The sequence below is a fragment of the Acinetobacter sp. OYA S30 genome, assembly GCF_033599315.1.
Taxonomy (GTDB): Bacteria; Pseudomonadota; Gammaproteobacteria; order Pseudomonadales; family Moraxellaceae; genus Acinetobacter; species Acinetobacter baumannii.
In genome coordinates, this window is record NZ_JAWVAV010000003.1 from 77767 (window position 1) to 93557 (window position 15791).

The window sequence follows — 15791 nt, forward strand, 5'->3', positions numbered from 1 at the left end:
TTAAAAGAGAGGAAGATTTGGAGCAGGGGATTGATAGGTAAAGCTAAAACTTAAACTTAGCAAAGTAATTAAGATTACTGAGTAAAGGAAAAAGCGTTTAGCCCAAAGTTGGTCGTTTTCGGCTTTAAATCCAATAATTGATAAATAAAACCAGTATGCGGTCAAAGCATTAAAGGTAATCAAAAAAAATACATTGGTGTAGCCAAAACAATATAACCCATTCAAAACAGCTGCAAACAACAGGATATAGATTACACATTCAATTTTCGTGCGATAAATGGAACGTGCTACAGGCAAGATAGGAATTCCCGCATTTTTGTAATCATCAAAACGATAAATTGCAATTGCCCAAGAGTGAGGCATTTGCCATAAAGCGTATGCTAAAAACAAAAGCAAGGCTGCCACATCAAATTGATGAGTTACTGCTGTATAACCAATAACAGGAGGGCTCGCTCCGGAGATACTACCAATGACGGTTTGATGGATTGAGGTACGTTTAGTCCACAAACTATAAAAACCGACATAGACAATAAAACCAATCATTGCAAACAAAAATGCGTAACCATTTACACCAAACCACAAAATGCTAAAACCCATTACTCCGAGTACGAAAGCATATACAAGCGCAACAGTAGGAGAGATGGTTTTTTTAACGAGTGCACGGTTTTGAGTGCGCTGCATCTTTGTATCAATATCTTGATCTATAACATTATTAACCACACAACCTGAAGCAACAACTAATGTTGTTCCAATGAGAGTGAGCAATAATAATAAGATGTCTATAGAGCCTTGGGCGGCTAAGAAGAAGCCGCCCAAGGTGGTAATGAAATTACCGAAGAGAATTCCTGGTTTAGTCAGGAATAAATACTTTTTCAACATGACAATCAGTTTAGATCATCATATTGTAGTGAAGGTAATTCATAATCCACACAGAACCGATTAAAAGTACAGCGATACATAGGATTGTGTAGATAAATGCAATCATATTCCAACGTTGTTCAGATGATGTATTCATGTGTAAGAAGTACACAAGTTGTACAAGAACCTGAGCAACGGCAGTGATTGCAATCACTGTAACCAAAAGACCGCGGCTGAAACCACCCGCCATCACCATCCCGAATGGGATGATGGTAAGGATGACAGAAAGAATAAAGCCAACAGTGTATTGCTTAAAGTTACCGTGTGACGCACCAGCAGCATTATGCTCATGACTACTCATTAGAGAACTCCCAGTAAGTAAACGACGCTGAATACACAGATCCAAACGATGTCAAGGAAGTGCCAGAACAAGCTTAAGCAAGCAAGACGACGTGTATTCGGTAAAGTCAAACCTTTAGTTTTGATTTGATACATCAATACCAACATCCACACTAAACCAGAAGTTACGTGGATACCGTGCGTACCTACCAAAGTAAAGAACGATGATAAGAAAGCACTGTGAGTTGGACCATGACCTTCTTCTACAAGGTGATGGAATTCGTAGAGTTCCATCCCGATGAAGGTTGCACCAAAAAGGAATGTAATAAATAACCAAGTGATCACTTGATTTACATTCTTTTTATAAGATGCAAGTACCGCAAAACCGAAAGTCACCGATGAAATCAATAAGGCAAATGTTTCAGTTAACACGTAGCCTAATGATTCATGGAACAGGTCATATGCACTTGGAGTTCCTGGTGGAACATGACTGCTTAATACAGCGAACGCAATGAAGAGTGATCCGAAAAGAATCAAGTCACTCATCAAGTATGTCCAGAAACCAAAGACCGTTAAGTCAGTATCATCATGTTCATGATGACCATCATGGCCGTGGTTGTCGTGATGAAGTACTTCAGCCATTTCCTTAGTCCTTCTTCAAGTGTTTTTCAAGTAAAGCATAGCGTTCGTTTTCAATACGCTCAACTTCTGCAGCTGGAACATAGTAATCAACATTCTTAGTGAATGAGCTTACGATCAAGCTAACAACAGCTGCAACGAATGAAACAACAACGAGCCACCAAATATGCCAGATGAGTGCAAAGCCAAGAAGAGTAATGAACATTGCAATGACAAAACCAGCAGCACGATCAGTCGGCATGTGGATGTCTTCATATTTAGTATTACGTGCGTATGCTACACCGTTTTCTTTGTCAGTCCAGAAACGGTCAATACCGCTTGCATCTGGTTCATGAGCAAAGTTATAGAATGGAGCAGGGGAAGAAGTAGCCCATTCAAGTGTACGAGCATCCCATGGATCGCCTGTGTAGTCCATGTTTTGGTGACGTTGTAAGAAACCAACGATGATTTGCATTAAGAAACATGCAATACCAATCGCAACAAGAACAGCACCGAATAATGCAATCGCAAGGTATGGGTCCCATTCAGGGTTGTCATATGTATTCAAACGACGAGTCATACCCATGAAACCAAGGATATAAAGTGGCATGAATGCAAAATAGAAACCGAAGAACCAGAACCAGAATGCAGCTTTACCCCATGCTTCATTGAGCTTCCAACCAAACATTTTTGGCCAGTAGTAAATGATGCCGGCAAACATACCAAACACCACACCACCGATAATTACGTTATGGAAGTGAGCGATCAAGAATAATGAGTTGTGTACAAGGAAGTCCGCAGGTGGAACAGCCATAAGTACACCAGTTAAACCACCGATACCGAATGTTACAAGGAAGCCAAGCGTCCATAACATTGGAGTAGTAAAGGTGATGCGACCTTTATACATGGTGAATAACCAAGAGAAGATTTTCACACCAGTAGGGATCGCAATAACCATGGTCATGATACCGAAGAACGCGTTAACGTTCGCACCAGCACCCATGGTGAAGAAGTGGTGAAGCCATACAACAAATGCTAATACAGTAATTGCAATTGTTGCATATACCATAGACTTGTAACCGAACAACGCTTTACGAGAGAAGGTTGCAACGATTTCTGAGTATAAACCAAATGCTGGTAATACCAAGATATATACTTCAGGGTGACCCCATGTCCAGATCAAGTTCACATAAAGCATTGGGCTACCGCCAAGCTCATTTGTGAAGAAATGGAAACCGAAGTAACGGTCTAATGTAAGCATCGCAAGAGTACCTGTTAATACAGGGAAAGATGCAATGATTAATACAGCCGTACAAAGTGAAGTCCACGTGAAAATAGGCATATCCATCAATTTCATGCCAGGCGCACGCATTTTGATGATGGTAACAAAGAAGTTAACACCAGATAAAAGCGTACCTAGACCAGAAACCTGAAGTGCCCAGATATAGTAGTCAACACCTACACCAGGAGAATATTGAATACCAGACAGAGGAGGGTAAGCCATCCAACCAGTCGCAGCAAATTCACCTAATACAAGTGAAAGCATCATTAAACCAGCAGCACCAGCGAATAACCAGAAGCTTAAAGAGTTTAATAATGGGAAAGCAACGTCACGAGCACCGATCTGTAAAGGTACAGAGATGTTCATCATACCTACAACTAGACCCATTGCTACGAAGAAGATCATGATTACACCGTGTGCGGTGAAGATCTGGTCGTAATGGTCAGGATGTAAATAACCTTCACCACCGCCTTTAGCGAGGAAAAGTTGTAAACGCATCATGATCGCATCGGCGAAACCACGCAAAAGCATGACGACAGATACGATGATATACATGATACCAATCTTTTTATGGTCTACAGTTGTAAACCATTCTTTCCACAAATATCCCCATTTTTTGAAATAGGTGATACCGCCAAGCACAGCAATTGCACCAAGTGCCATAAAGACCATGGTGACAAGTACGATTGGCTCTGTCGGGATAGAGTCCCAACCCAATTTACCAAAAATCATATCCATGTCTTATTCCCCTTGAGCAGCGTGTTCAGCTGCAACATGAGTTTCTGCTGTTGTATGTGCAGCAGAGTGGTCAGCACCATGATAGTTACTCATATAGTGGTTGATAATTGTTTCAAACAATTTTGGTTCAACTGAAGAGTAATAAGTCACAGGGTGTGGCTTAGTCGGGAACGGTTTCATCGCTTCTGCTTTAGCAAGCGCTTCTTGATCACCAGCAGCTTTAGCACGATTTACTAAATGCTCGATTTGGTGCTTAGAACGATCGCCATCACGTAAGGTTGCCAATTCAGCTTGGTCAAGCGTAGTTTTTTGAACTGCTTCTGGGTTAATGGTTGTACCATTACCTGCTTTAACAGCCGCTACCCATTCGTTGAATTGTTGCTCTGTAACGCTATGCGCTTTGAAACGCATTTGAGAGAAACCATAGCCTGAGTAGTTAGAAGAGAAACCACGATATACACCAGTTTCATTTGCTAACAAATGAAGGTGAGTTTGCATACCTGCCATTGCATAAATCTGACCGCCTAACTGTGGAATGAAGAATGAGTTCATCGTGAAGTTAGAAGTGATTTTGAAACTTAACGGAGTTTTCTCTGGGAAACGTACTTCGTTAACAGTCGCAATGTTTTGTTCAGGATAAATAAAAATCCACTTGAACTGTTCAGCAATAACCTGAATAGTTAAAGGTGCTTTATCTGATTCTAAAGGACGGTATGGGTCATACTTGTGGGAACCCCACCAAGTTAACCAAGCTAAAATACCAATAATAATGACAGGAATACCCCATACTACAACTTCAATTGCAGTTGAGTGTGCCCATGTAGGTTTATAGTCTGCATCTTTATTTGACGCACGATATTTCCAACCAAACCATAATGCCATGATGATTGAAGGAATCACCACAAGTAACATTAAATAGATCGCAGTCATCATAAGGTCACTTTGACCTTGACCAACTGGACCTTTAGAGTTTAGAAGTACCATATCACCACCACACCCAGTCAAAAGTGCGGCAAGCGTTGATAAAGACAATACAGCTAAAATCGTTTGTCTCATTTTACAACCTCGGTGAAGAGTCCCATTCCCTAATTAAATATGGGATAGCGATTAAAGTGTCGCATGATTGAGAACGCTAGTCTTAAAAATTAGACTTCTCAATGATGTGACACCGCTACGTTGTAGGGCATTATGCCTCATATCGACAAACTAAGCTACACATAAAGTCGTCTGAAATAATTGTTTTAAAACCCGATTTTTTTTGTAGGGTATCTAATTTCAACAGAGCTTTTATTTAAATATCAACTCTCTATGGAAAAAAAGGAGGCGAGGTGCCTCCTTTTTTTTAGACATTAAATGAATGAGTCATTTACTATCATTTGATCACTTTTGTTCTTGCAATTTTGTCATGTAGAGCTTGTCGCTTTTGTCCTAATGCAAAAGCATAGTCAATAATTGTACTAATAGGCATAAATAGTAAGTTTAATATAATGAAAACGACACTTCTTAGAAGGAAGATACGCGTTAAATTAACTTTACCATTGGTTTCGGCATCGACAATTCTAATTCCGACAATTTTTTTACCAATACTTTGCCCAAACTTAGTCAATAAAAATGCTTGAATAGCGAGCATTATGACGACATAAAGTAGCATTGTATGCCAAGCTTCTATAGGAATAAGGGTAAAAAGCTGCTGTTGAAGTTCAGCTGCTTTAGTTGATGCAACTTCTGCAGATTGCATCTGTTTTTGTAACTCAAAAAGTTGTTTATATTGAGCTTCATTAAAGAAAAAAGACGGAATAGCTGCAATAGGTAGCCAAAGTAATAAGTCAATAATTTTTGCAAGAGCACGAGACGAAATTGAAGCAAGCTCGTGTGTTTTAGTTTCTACACGAATGTGCTGAATGGTCTCATTATAAGACGTATTTGTATTTGCTGAAAAAGCAGAATAACCAGTAGGTTGATATACAAGTTTACCTTGGGTTAATTCTCCTAAAGCTTTCCATTCTGTCATGCCTTCATGCCAAGCTAAATCAGTAAGCAAAACTTGTTGACTTGCCAACATTTGATTTAGTTGTTCTAAGGTATAAGGCCCAGCTTGTTGATTATTACGTGCCAAGTAAATTTGCATAAGTAAAAATTCTCTATTCTAAAGATGAAAAAAGACCCACGGATGGGTCTTTTTTTATAACAAATTAGATTTGCTTGATTTTTTCTTCAGCAAGGAAGAACCATGTGTCTAAAACCGAGTCAGGGTTAAGAGATACTGATTCAATGCCTTGCTCCATTAACCATTTTGCAAGGTCTGGGTGGTCTGATGGTCCTTGACCACAGATACCGACATATTTACCCGCTTTACGACAAGCATGAATTGCCATAGAAAGGAGAGCTTTTACAGCAGCATCACGCTCATCGAACAAGTGAGAAACAATACCAGAGTCACGGTCAAGACCAAGTGTTAACTGAGTTAAGTCGTTAGAACCGATAGAGAAGCCATCGAAGTGTTCAAGGAATTGTTCAGCTAACAATGCATTAGTTGGTAATTCACACATCATGATGACTTTTAAGCCATTCTCACCACGCTTCAAGCCATTTTGAGCTAATAACTCAATAACGCGTTTCGCTTCAGACACTGTACGTACGAATGGGATCATGATTTGGATGTTAGTTAAACCCATTTCATCACGAACTTTTTTAAGTGCGCGGCATTCAAGTTCGAAACAGTCACGGAAATTGTCCGAAACATAACGGCTTGCGCCACGGAAGCCAAGCATTGGGTTTTCTTCTTCTGGCTCGTATAACTTACCGCCAATAAGATTCGCATATTCATTTGACTTAAAGTCAGACATACGAACAATAACTGGTTTATCAGCAAATGCTGCTGCAAGTGTAGCAATACCTTCAACTAGTTTTTCAACATAGAATTCTACAGGTGATGCATAACCAGCTGTACGGGTCATTACCGCTGCACGAGTTTCGCGAGGCAAACTTTCAATGTTCAGAAGAGCTTTAGGGTGAACACCGATCATACGGTTAATAATGAACTCTAGACGAGCAAGTCCAATACCTTCGTTTGGAATTTGAGCAAAGTCAAAGGCACGGTCAGGGTTACCTACGTTCATCATGATTTTGAATGAAAGTTTAGGCATAGATTCGATAGAGTTACGTTGAACTTCAAAATCTAACGCGCCTTCGTAGATGAAACCAGTGTCGCCTTCAGCACAAGAAACAGTAACTTCTTGACCATCAGTCAATACTTCAGTTGCGTTACCACAACCTACGATTGCTGGTACGCCAAGTTCACGGGCAATAATTGCAGCGTGACAAGTACGGCCACCACGGTTAGTAATGATGGCAGCAGCACGTTTCATTACTGGTTCCCAATCTGGGTCAGTCATGTCTGATACAAGTACGTCACCGTCTTGTACTTTGTCCATTTCTTTAATTGAGTTAACAATACGGACTTTACCAGAACCAATACGTTGACCGATTGAACGGCCTTCACAAAGTACAGTACCTTTTTGCTTGAGTAGGTAGCGTTCCATTGTGCCGACATTTTGACGGCTCTTTACAGTTTCAGGACGAGCTTGAACAATATAGATTTGACCATCGTCACCATCTTTTGCCCACTCGATATCCATTGGAGCGCCATAGTGCTTTTCGATAATAAGCGCTTGTTTCGCTAACTCTTGTAACTCGTGATCATTTAACGCGAATTGTTGACGTTCTTGTTTTTCAACGTCTACAACTACAACAGATTTACCCGCTGAACCTTCTTCACCATAAATCATTTTCTGGTGCTTAGAACCAAGGTTACGGCGTAATACCGCGTGTTTACCTGCATTTAATAATGGTTTAGAAAGATAGAATTCATCCGGGTTAACGGCACCTTGTACAACCATTTCACCTAAACCGTAAGATGCAGTAATAAATACAACATCACGGAAGCCAGACTCAGTATCAAGGGTAAACATTACGCCTGCAGCGCCAGTTTCAGAGCGAACCATACGTTGAACACCAGCAGAAAGCGCAACTAGACTGTGTTCAAAACCTTGGTGAACGCGATATGCAATAGCACGGTCATTAAATAATGATGCAAATACTTCTTTTACAGCAATTAATACGTTATCAATACCGCGAATATTCAAGAAAGTTTCTTGCTGACCGGCGAAAGATGCATCCGGTAAGTCTTCTGCAGTAGCAGACGAACGAACAGCAACAGCAATATCTGGGTTACCATTTGAAAGTGCAGCAAATGCTTCACGAATTTCTTGTTCTAAGCCAGGTGTAAGTGGAGTCTCTACAATCCATTGACGAATTTTAGCGCCAGTTTCTGCTAAGGCATTTACATCGTCAACGTTAAGCTCTGCAAGTTCTGCTTGAATTCGAGCGTTAAGACCGCTTTGGTCTAAGAACTCACGATAGGCATCAGCAGTTGTTGCAAAACCACCAGGTACCGATACACCAGCATTTGATAAATGGCTGATCATTTCACCCAAAGATGAGTTTTTCCCACCTACGAGTTCGACATCGTGTTTCCCTAATTTTTCTAGACCGATTACGCGCGCTTCCAAAGTTTTCACTCCACTTTTGCAGTATTAATGTCTATCTTGGCATGAAATTAAAAAATAAAGTGCTTAGTTGAGAATTTTACTAAGCGACAGTCATGTAAGATCAGTTTACTATAAAGATTATATAGCACTAAGACAAATGTTTAAGGAGAATTTTAATGTCAGAAAGTAAACAATTTAAGCGGAGTGTTTTTTTTATTTCTGATGGAACTGCGATTACTGCCGAGACCCTTGGACATTCGTTATTAGCCCAATTTCCTAACGTAGATTTTGATATTCACATCATGCCTTATATCACCACTGAAGAGGCCGCAATGGCAGTGGTGGTCGAGATTAACAAGTGTCAGACCAGAGATGGTTGCCTACCATTAGTATTTGATACTTTGGTCGATCCGCATGTGCGAGAAATTATTAATACGGCTAAAGCGGTTAATCTGGATGTGTTTGAAGGGTTAATTAGTAAGCTGGAACAGGAGCTTGGAACCCCGCCTACAACTTTAGTCGGACAGACCCATGCCGTGACCGATTCGGAGTATTACAAGGCCCGGATTGATGCTGTCCATTTTGCACTTGATAATGATGATGGAGCACGTACCCGCCATTATGACAAAGCTGATTTAATTTTAATTGGCGTGTCTCGTTCCGGTAAAACACCGACTTCTATTTATCTATCTTTGCAATTCGGTATCCGTGTTGCTAACTATCCTTTAACCGAAGAAGATTTAGACGATAATCGTTTACCGGCAGTCTTAAGAGAGCACCGCAGTAAATTATTTGGTTTGATGATTGATGCCGAGCGCTTGGTTGCGATTCGAAGTGAACGTAAAGCGAATAGCCGATACGCAAGTTTTAGCCAGTGTCAGATGGAGTTGCGAGCTATTGAAGGTATTTATATTTCTGAGGGAATTAAATACTTAAACGTTACTGAAATGTCGATTGAAGAAATTTCTACTCGTATTTTACAAATGACAGGTTTAAAACGCCGTATTGGTTAATTAAGTCAATTATTTATTTTAGCCATTCAATTTAAACTTTATTAATATGATTAAATTGAATGGTTTTAAATATAAAACAAATTAAAAATAAAAGTTTTAAATATAAAACCATTTATATAAAAATGTTTTTGATTGGTTAATGTTAAGTGTGTTTTGTGCAAATTAAATATATTCAAAAATAATAATTTTGAAAAGAAATGTATATAAAAGAATAATCTATATTTTTATAAATGTTTGTTTTTAGGTGGCTTTTAAAAAAACAAATACTTTTTTTCTCCATATTTATCATTTGTGATTAAAGTTGCTAGTTATTCGATTATTGTGATGTATGTCACATTTTTAACTATACTTTCCCATCTCGATATGGGACTATTCGATTCTCAAAATGCTAAAGAAATGTGTTTTTTCATTGGTCTATCTCTTGCCAATTCATTTATACGCTGCTCAGGTTGATGTATTGCGTGAGCAAGCTATTCAAAATTATAGAGCAGGACAAACTCAACAAGCTGTATCTCAACTAGATCAATTGCTAAATAAATACCCGCATGATCAAAAGCTGCTTGCTGATTATCTGTTTATTATGTCAAGTGAAAAAAGGGATCTTACAAATTTTTCACGGTTTTTGGTAAATATTAATTATGCAGACTTTCCAGAATATACAAAGTTACCTTTAATTCAAAATTTCCGTGATTTTAAGCATTTTAAAACTGCAATTGACTGGTCAAAAAAGTTCAATATTCAAAAGTCAGTTGATGGGCGTATTTTATTATCGGTTTTGTATGCTGAAGCTCAAGATGTGGCGAATGCTAAAGATCAGTTGTCGAAGATCGATATTAAAGGTTTAACTGCTGATCAGTTGGTACGGGTTGCATATGCTTATCGTTTAATAAATTTACCAGTAGATGCTTTAGCTACAGTTGAGCATGCTTATCAACAACAACCAAAATCCTCATCCGTTTTACAAGAATATGTTTACGATCTAATTGCTATTGGCTCATATAAAAAGGCGCAGCAATTACTGCAAGCGAGCGAAAAAACTGAACAAACAGTGCAAATGTTAAAGACTTTACAAGTTAGTGAGTTTTCTCAACATATCAACAATGCAATTGCTCGATATAAATATTTAAATCGCGAAGGTCTATCCGATGCTGAAAGCTTTGCTGAATTAGATAAAGTGCTGGAGCAAGGACAAAAAATGCATCAGCAAATGAATCCTTCCGATCCTAATTACTTACGGTTTTATTACGATTATTTATATGGATTAGATTTTAGAGGGCGTTCAAAAGCGGTTATAGAGAGTTTCACCCAGTTGAATATTCCACTCGAAAAATTACCGGCATATGTACGTCATGCAATTGCGGATAGTTATTTGGCGGAGCAAAAACCGAAACAGGCCGAGTTTGCTTATAAAACGCTTTTAACCGAAAAGAATTATCCGGATATGACCGTTTATACGGGACTGTATTATTCTTATATTGAACAAGAAAAATATAAGGAAGCTGAACAACTTCTCGCTGAGGTTGATCGGCTTATTCCAACTTATAAATATAGTCAGGCTAAGGGGGTAGATAAAATCAGCCATCCTGATCGTGATGATTATATTGCTTTACAAGGAATGCATTTAGCCTACGCTAATCATCTGGATCAAGCTGAAAAGCATTTTCAAAAAAAAGTAGAGCAGGCGCCTGCGAATGAGAGCCTGATTAATAATCTTGCGCGTGTAGAACGTTGGAGAGAAAAACCGCTAGAGGCAAAAAAAACAATTTCCCGGTTAAATGGTATAGATCCGATTGCTAAAGACACCCGCATTAATGAAATGCAAAATGCTCAAGCTTTAGGTGATATTCCGACATGGCGAAAAACGACTCAAAACTTAGTGCAATATTACCCTGATGATAGTGGGGTCATTAAAAGTCGAAAAGAATTAGAAGATCGTAATAGAGTCACTATTTCACACTCAACCACTTGGGGGCAAAGTAAGGCCGACGGTCGCGATACTGTAAGTGGGCAGAATGGTTTAAAAGACCGTGAAATGGAAACGCGTCTTAATAGCCCTTGGATTAATGATAATTATCGTTTATTCGCTTGGCATCAAGATCGTTATGGTGAGTACCGTTTTGGCGATGTGCATGACCAGCGTTATGGGGTCGGAGCAGAATGGCAGGCGAACCGTAAGGCGTTGTCGGCAATTGTGTCGCAAAGTACGGATGGTGGACAAGCAGGAGTCCGTCTTGATTGGTCCCAATGGCTAAACGACCACTGGCAGTATCAATTGCAATATAACAGTCAGGCTGACATTCCTTTACAAGCCCTTGATGAAGGGGAAGATGGTCAATCTTACCGAGCTGCTGTCACATGGCAAAAAGATGAATCTCGCCAGATTGGCGCGAGTTACGGTTTAACTGATATTAGTGATGGTAACAAACAACAAGAATTTTCAACATTTTGGCGTGAAAGACTATTCGACGCGCCTCATCATATTACGTATGGCACTGTTCGAGGTTTCTACGGTACTAACAGCCAAGATCAAACAGCTTATTTTAGTCCAAGTTCACATTACAGCGGTGAGTTGAACTTAAGTCATGACTGGGTGACTTGGCGTGAATATGAGCGTTCATTTAAGCAGCATTTTGAAGCGGGTGTAGGCCTTTATAAACAGGCCGATTACTCTGTTAAACCCACTTACTCTTTGCAATATCAGCATCAATGGCAGCTATCCCGGACATGGCAGCTCAATTATGGAATTGGTTGGCAATACCATCCTTACGATGGACATGATGAACAACATACCTACGGTATTTTTGGATTTGAAGGGCGTTTTTAATGAATAATTTATTGTCGAAAATGTTGGGCTGTACCTTGGTCTCAACATTGTTGCCTCTGCAATTTGCATATGCCCAGATAGAAATAGATTTACCAAAAAATCATACGGTTTCTTTAACTTTTCATGATGTCAGGGATGATGTCTTAAAAGAAGGGGATCGGGATATTTATGCAATCCAAACGAAAAATTTAGCACAGTTCTTTGACTGGTTAAGTCAATCTGACTGGAAGCCCATTCGCTTAAAAGATATTGAAGAGGCGCGTAAACAAGGTAAGGAATTACCTCATAATTCTATTTTGTTAACTTTCGATGATGGCGCTTTAAGTAGTTATAGCCGTGTATTTCCATTACTTAAGCAATATCAGATTCCGGCAGTATTTGCACTTCCGACCAGTTGGCTAAATGGGAATACACAAGCTGGTTATGAAGCTTATGGGCAAGGAAACCTAGTCGATTGGAAGCAAGTGCGAGAAATGCAAGCTTCGGGCTTAGCCGAGTTTGCAAGTCATAGTGATGATTTGCATCATGGAGTATTGGCTAATCCCCAAGGGAATGAACAGCCTGCTGCGACTTCTTACGCGTATTTAAAATCACAAAAGCGTTATGAAACGGATGTGGAATATCAACAACGTATTTTGCAGGACTTAAAAAAATCATACGCCGTTTTAAAGAAAGAAGTGGGTGTTGAACCTAAGGCAATTATTTGGCCTTATGGTGCTGTGAATGAGCAATTAGAAAAATTGTCTCAAGAAGCCGGCTTTATTTTTTCTTTCAGTTTAGGACGTGATGGAATGAATAGAGTGAGTGACTCGACTTTTAAACGTAGTTTAGTCACTAATAATCCTACAGCTGAGCAGTTAACAGAGGGTATGATCAATATTCTCAACTTTGAAGAATTAGATTTATTTAAGCAACCTCGCCACTTTGTGAGTATGGACTTAAAACAATTAACTGCTTCAACTAATACTCAGTCAGATGAGAAACTAGGGTTATTGTTATCCAAGCTTTATAGCTTAAAAAATAACACATTGATATTGAAACCTTTAGATGATCAAGATGGCGATGGGCAGTATGACATTGCTTATTTCCCAACAACTCAACTAAGCGTCCAGCAAGATATTTTGAACCGAACTTTATGGCAGGCACAAACTCGTGCCGGACAGTCGGTTATTTTAGAGTTGCCTGTATATCCTCAAAAAAATAAACCGTTCTTGGTGGCAGATTTAGCGAAGGATATCGCACGTTTCAATAGTAATTTAAGTGGTATTCAACTTAATGCTGGAACCACTTTAAATTGTGCTATGCAAAGCACAACAATAAAAGAAAATACCTGTGCTGACCAATTAAAACAGCTTACATATGTGAGCCAGCTTACTCAAAAGGCTGTGAAGCCTTATTTAAACATGAGTAATCAGGCTCAGTTTAGTTTATTGCTTACACCTGATTTTGAACATATCGAAAATTTACCAACGCTTTTAAAAAACCTGTTATCCCAACATGATTTAGTAAATCTTAAGTTCAATATAGTGGGTAAGCAAAAACAGTTTAATCACGTATTAGCACTTTTAAATACGCTTGATACGAAATATAAACAGCGCATTATGCTGACTTTATCATTACCCGAAAATAATCAGCAAAATGTCTGGCAAGAAGTGAAACAAGGTCTTTTCAATATTCAGCGCATAGGTATTCAGAAATTTGGTATTGATGGCTATACCAATGAAAACTCAAAAAATGTTCATGAATATTTATATAACCCGATTAGCTTGAATTCGAGTTCGGTCATGTATCAGCCCTTTGCAGGTCTCGCGACTGAGGGGAAAAAGTAATGAAAGTATTACTCGATATTTTATTTGCTTTTGCCTTTTTATATCCGTTGTTGATGGCTTGGACATGGATGGTAGGAGGTCTCTGGTTTTTCTTTAAAAGGGAATATCATGAGCAGCAACTGCCTGAGCCATCAAGTGAAGGGTGCAGTATTATTATTCCTTGCTTTAATGAAGAAGCTCAGGTCCGACAAACGATTCGTTATGCCTTACAGACAAAATATCCGAATTTTGAAGTCATTGCTGTAAATGACGGAAGTAGTGACAGCACTGCAGAAATTCTTGATGAACTGGCAGCTCAAGACGCCCGATTAAGAGTTGTGCACCTGGCAGAAAACCAAGGTAAGGCAGTGGCTTTAAGATCGGGAGTGTTAGTAAGTAAATACGAATATCTAGTGTGTATTGACGGAGACGCTTTATTACATCCTCATGCAGTACTTTGGCTTATGCAGCCTTTTTTAAATTTTCCAAGAATTGGTGCTGTAACCGGTAATCCTAGAATTTTAAATCGCTCAAGTATTTTAGGTAAATTGCAAGTCGGCGAGTTCTCTTCAATTATTGGCTTGATTAAGCGCGCACAAAGAACATATGGCCGTATTTTTACAGTATCAGGTGTAATTGCAGCATTTAGAAAGACCGCTTTGGTTCGCGTGGGCTTTTGGTCTGATGACAAAATTACGGAAGATATTGATATCTCTTGGAAGCTCCAAATGGACCATTGGGACATTCAATATATTCCTCAAGCACTTTGTTATATCTATATGCCGGAAACCTTTAAAGGCCTTTGGAAACAGCGTTTACGCTGGGCACAAGGTGGGGTAGAGGTATTATTAGAATATATTCCGAAAATGTTCAAACTCCGCTTGCGCCGTATGTGGCCGGTAATGCTCGAAGCTTTAGTCAGCATTATTTGGTCATATGTGATGATTATGATTTTTATTCTATTTTTTGTGGGATTGTTTGTGGATTTACCGCAACAATTTCAAATTAATTCACTCATGCCGCAGTGGTATGGCGTGATATTAGGTGGAACATGTCTTGTTCAATTTCTAGTAAGTTTATGGATAGACCATCGTTATGATCGTGGTCGGCTTTTTAGAAATTATTTTTGGGTAATTTGGTATCCATTATTTTTCTGGTTACTGACGTTATTTACCAGTGTTGTTGCAGTACCCAAAACTATATTTAACACCAAAAAACGTGCTCGTTGGGTAAGCCCTGATCGAGGCTTCCGTGGAGATCACTCATGAAAAATGATGCAAATATCGACGTAGAAGTTTTAGATATACCTGAATATATTGATCAGCCTGAATATGTGAAAAATAAAACTGCAAACTATACGTTACAAACAATAGGTTGGTTTTGTTTAATGTGGCTGCTTTTTCCACTCGTTTCATTATTTTTATGGATTTTTGAAGGGCACCTCATTTATGACTATGTGTGGGTCGATCATGTTTCAGAAGTGAAAACTTTATTGCACTTACTTCTGCTAATAGGTCTGAGCGCGCTAATTTTAATTTTATGGGCAAGTTATAACTGGCTTAGATTTCATGGAGATGATCGCCGCAGCAAAGCTCCGAATAGCTCTGTTGAGTTGCTGGCCTCACAATTTATGGTCAGTACCGAATCATTATCAGAATTACAAAAGTCCCAGCGCATCATCTTACATTATGATGAGCAGGGGTATTTAACTCGATATGATTTGAAATGAGTGAGAAAAAAAGCATGGTCTATCAACCATGC

Annotated in this window: 12 protein-coding genes; 5 read left to right on the forward strand and 7 right to left on the reverse strand. The window is 39.1% G+C overall.

The annotated features are described in order from the left end of the window. The 7 genes from cyoE to ppsA all read right to left on the reverse strand — a co-directional run bounded on the left by cyoE (position 1) and on the right by ppsA (position 8415). Positions 1-879 (reverse strand): heme o synthase, encoded by an 879-nt coding sequence (gene cyoE / locus R5R67_RS02570; protein ID WP_000915319.1) that lies wholly within the window; start codon positions 877-879, stop codon positions 1-3. A gap of 10 nt (positions 880-889) precedes the next feature. After that, positions 890-1219, reverse strand: a complete 330-nt coding sequence (locus R5R67_RS02575; RefSeq protein ID WP_000094534.1) for a cytochrome o ubiquinol oxidase subunit IV — start codon at positions 1217-1219, stop codon at positions 890-892. Continuing rightward, entirely contained in the window at positions 1219-1839 is a 621-nt protein-coding gene (gene cyoC / locus R5R67_RS02580; RefSeq protein WP_000852577.1) for a cytochrome o ubiquinol oxidase subunit III, read from the reverse strand. Before cyoC ends, R5R67_RS02575 begins: the two co-directional genes overlap by 1 nt. Positions 1840-1843: 4 nt before the next feature. Then, positions 1844-3835: a cytochrome o ubiquinol oxidase subunit I gene (gene cyoB / locus R5R67_RS02585; protein WP_000367186.1), complete on the reverse strand. Its 1992-nt coding sequence runs from the start codon at positions 3833-3835 to the stop codon at positions 1844-1846. A 3-nt stretch (positions 3836-3838) separates the two neighbouring features. Continuing rightward, on the reverse strand, positions 3839-4891 hold the full coding sequence (gene cyoA / locus R5R67_RS02590; protein WP_001250044.1) for a ubiquinol oxidase subunit II: 1053 nt from the start codon (positions 4889-4891) through the stop codon (positions 3839-3841). A 316-nt stretch (positions 4892-5207) separates the two neighbouring features. Then, positions 5208-5963 carry an RDD family protein gene (locus tag R5R67_RS02595; RefSeq protein ID WP_001167813.1) on the reverse strand — a complete coding sequence of 252 codons (756 nt, stop codon included), beginning with the start codon at positions 5961-5963 and terminating at the stop codon, positions 5208-5210. A 64-nt stretch (positions 5964-6027) separates the two neighbouring features. Continuing rightward, positions 6028-8415 carry a phosphoenolpyruvate synthase gene (ppsA, locus tag R5R67_RS02600; RefSeq protein ID WP_000853480.1) on the reverse strand — a complete coding sequence of 796 codons (2388 nt, stop codon included), beginning with the start codon at positions 8413-8415 and terminating at the stop codon, positions 6028-6030. Positions 8416-8561: 146 nt separating this feature from the next. Here ppsA and R5R67_RS02605 point away from each other — a divergent pair, with 146 nt between their 5' ends. The 5 genes from R5R67_RS02605 to pgaD all read left to right on the forward strand — a co-directional run bounded on the left by R5R67_RS02605 (position 8562) and on the right by pgaD (position 15759). Then, positions 8562-9398 (forward strand): pyruvate, water dikinase regulatory protein, encoded by an 837-nt coding sequence (locus R5R67_RS02605; RefSeq protein WP_000004354.1) that lies wholly within the window; start codon positions 8562-8564, stop codon positions 9396-9398. Positions 9399-9783: 385 nt separating this feature from the next. Beyond that, positions 9784-12222, forward strand: coding sequence for a poly-beta-1,6 N-acetyl-D-glucosamine exporter porin PgaA (gene pgaA / locus R5R67_RS02610; RefSeq protein ID WP_000913284.1), 2439 nt, complete (start codon positions 9784-9786; stop codon positions 12220-12222). Next, the gene (pgaB, locus tag R5R67_RS02615; protein WP_001061325.1) at positions 12222-14051 is read left to right on the forward strand and encodes a poly-beta-1,6-N-acetyl-D-glucosamine N-deacetylase PgaB; all 1830 of its coding nucleotides are present in this window, start codon (positions 12222-12224) and stop codon (positions 14049-14051) included. The genes pgaA and pgaB overlap by 1 nt, the downstream gene beginning before the upstream one ends. Continuing rightward, positions 14051-15298: a poly-beta-1,6-N-acetyl-D-glucosamine synthase gene (gene pgaC, locus R5R67_RS02620; protein WP_000866237.1), complete on the forward strand. Its 1248-nt coding sequence runs from the start codon at positions 14051-14053 to the stop codon at positions 15296-15298. The genes pgaB and pgaC overlap by 1 nt, the downstream gene beginning before the upstream one ends. Then, entirely contained in the window at positions 15295-15759 is a 465-nt protein-coding gene (pgaD, locus tag R5R67_RS02625) for a poly-beta-1,6-N-acetyl-D-glucosamine biosynthesis protein PgaD (RefSeq protein WP_000786639.1), read from the forward strand. The genes pgaC and pgaD overlap by 4 nt, the downstream gene beginning before the upstream one ends. Positions 15760-15791 lie beyond the last annotated feature (32 nt).

Excerpts from the sequence above, each read along its gene's own strand:
- cyoE (WP_000915319.1), bottom strand. The coding sequence starts at position 879 with ATGTTGAAAAAGTATTTATTCCTGACTAAACCAGGAATTCTCTTCGGT.
- R5R67_RS02575 (WP_000094534.1), bottom strand. The coding sequence starts at position 1,219 with ATGAGTAGTCATGAGCATAATGCTGCTGGTGCGTCACACGGTAACTTT.
- cyoC (WP_000852577.1), bottom strand. The coding sequence starts at position 1,839 with ATGGCTGAAGTACTTCATCACGACAACCACGGCCATGATGGTCATCAT.
- cyoB (WP_000367186.1), bottom strand. The coding sequence starts at position 3,835 with ATGGATATGATTTTTGGTAAATTGGGTTGGGACTCTATCCCGACAGAG.
- cyoA (WP_001250044.1), bottom strand. The coding sequence starts at position 4,891 with ATGAGACAAACGATTTTAGCTGTATTGTCTTTATCAACGCTTGCCGCA.
- R5R67_RS02595 (WP_001167813.1), bottom strand. The coding sequence starts at position 5,963 with ATGCAAATTTACTTGGCACGTAATAATCAACAAGCTGGGCCTTATACC.
- R5R67_RS02605 (WP_000004354.1), top strand. The coding sequence starts at position 8,562 with ATGTCAGAAAGTAAACAATTTAAGCGGAGTGTTTTTTTTATTTCTGAT.
- pgaA (WP_000913284.1), top strand. The coding sequence starts at position 9,784 with ATGCTAAAGAAATGTGTTTTTTCATTGGTCTATCTCTTGCCAATTCAT.
- pgaB (WP_001061325.1), top strand. The coding sequence starts at position 12,222 with ATGAATAATTTATTGTCGAAAATGTTGGGCTGTACCTTGGTCTCAACA.
- pgaC (WP_000866237.1), top strand. The coding sequence starts at position 14,051 with ATGAAAGTATTACTCGATATTTTATTTGCTTTTGCCTTTTTATATCCG.
- pgaD (WP_000786639.1), top strand. The coding sequence starts at position 15,295 with ATGAAAAATGATGCAAATATCGACGTAGAAGTTTTAGATATACCTGAA.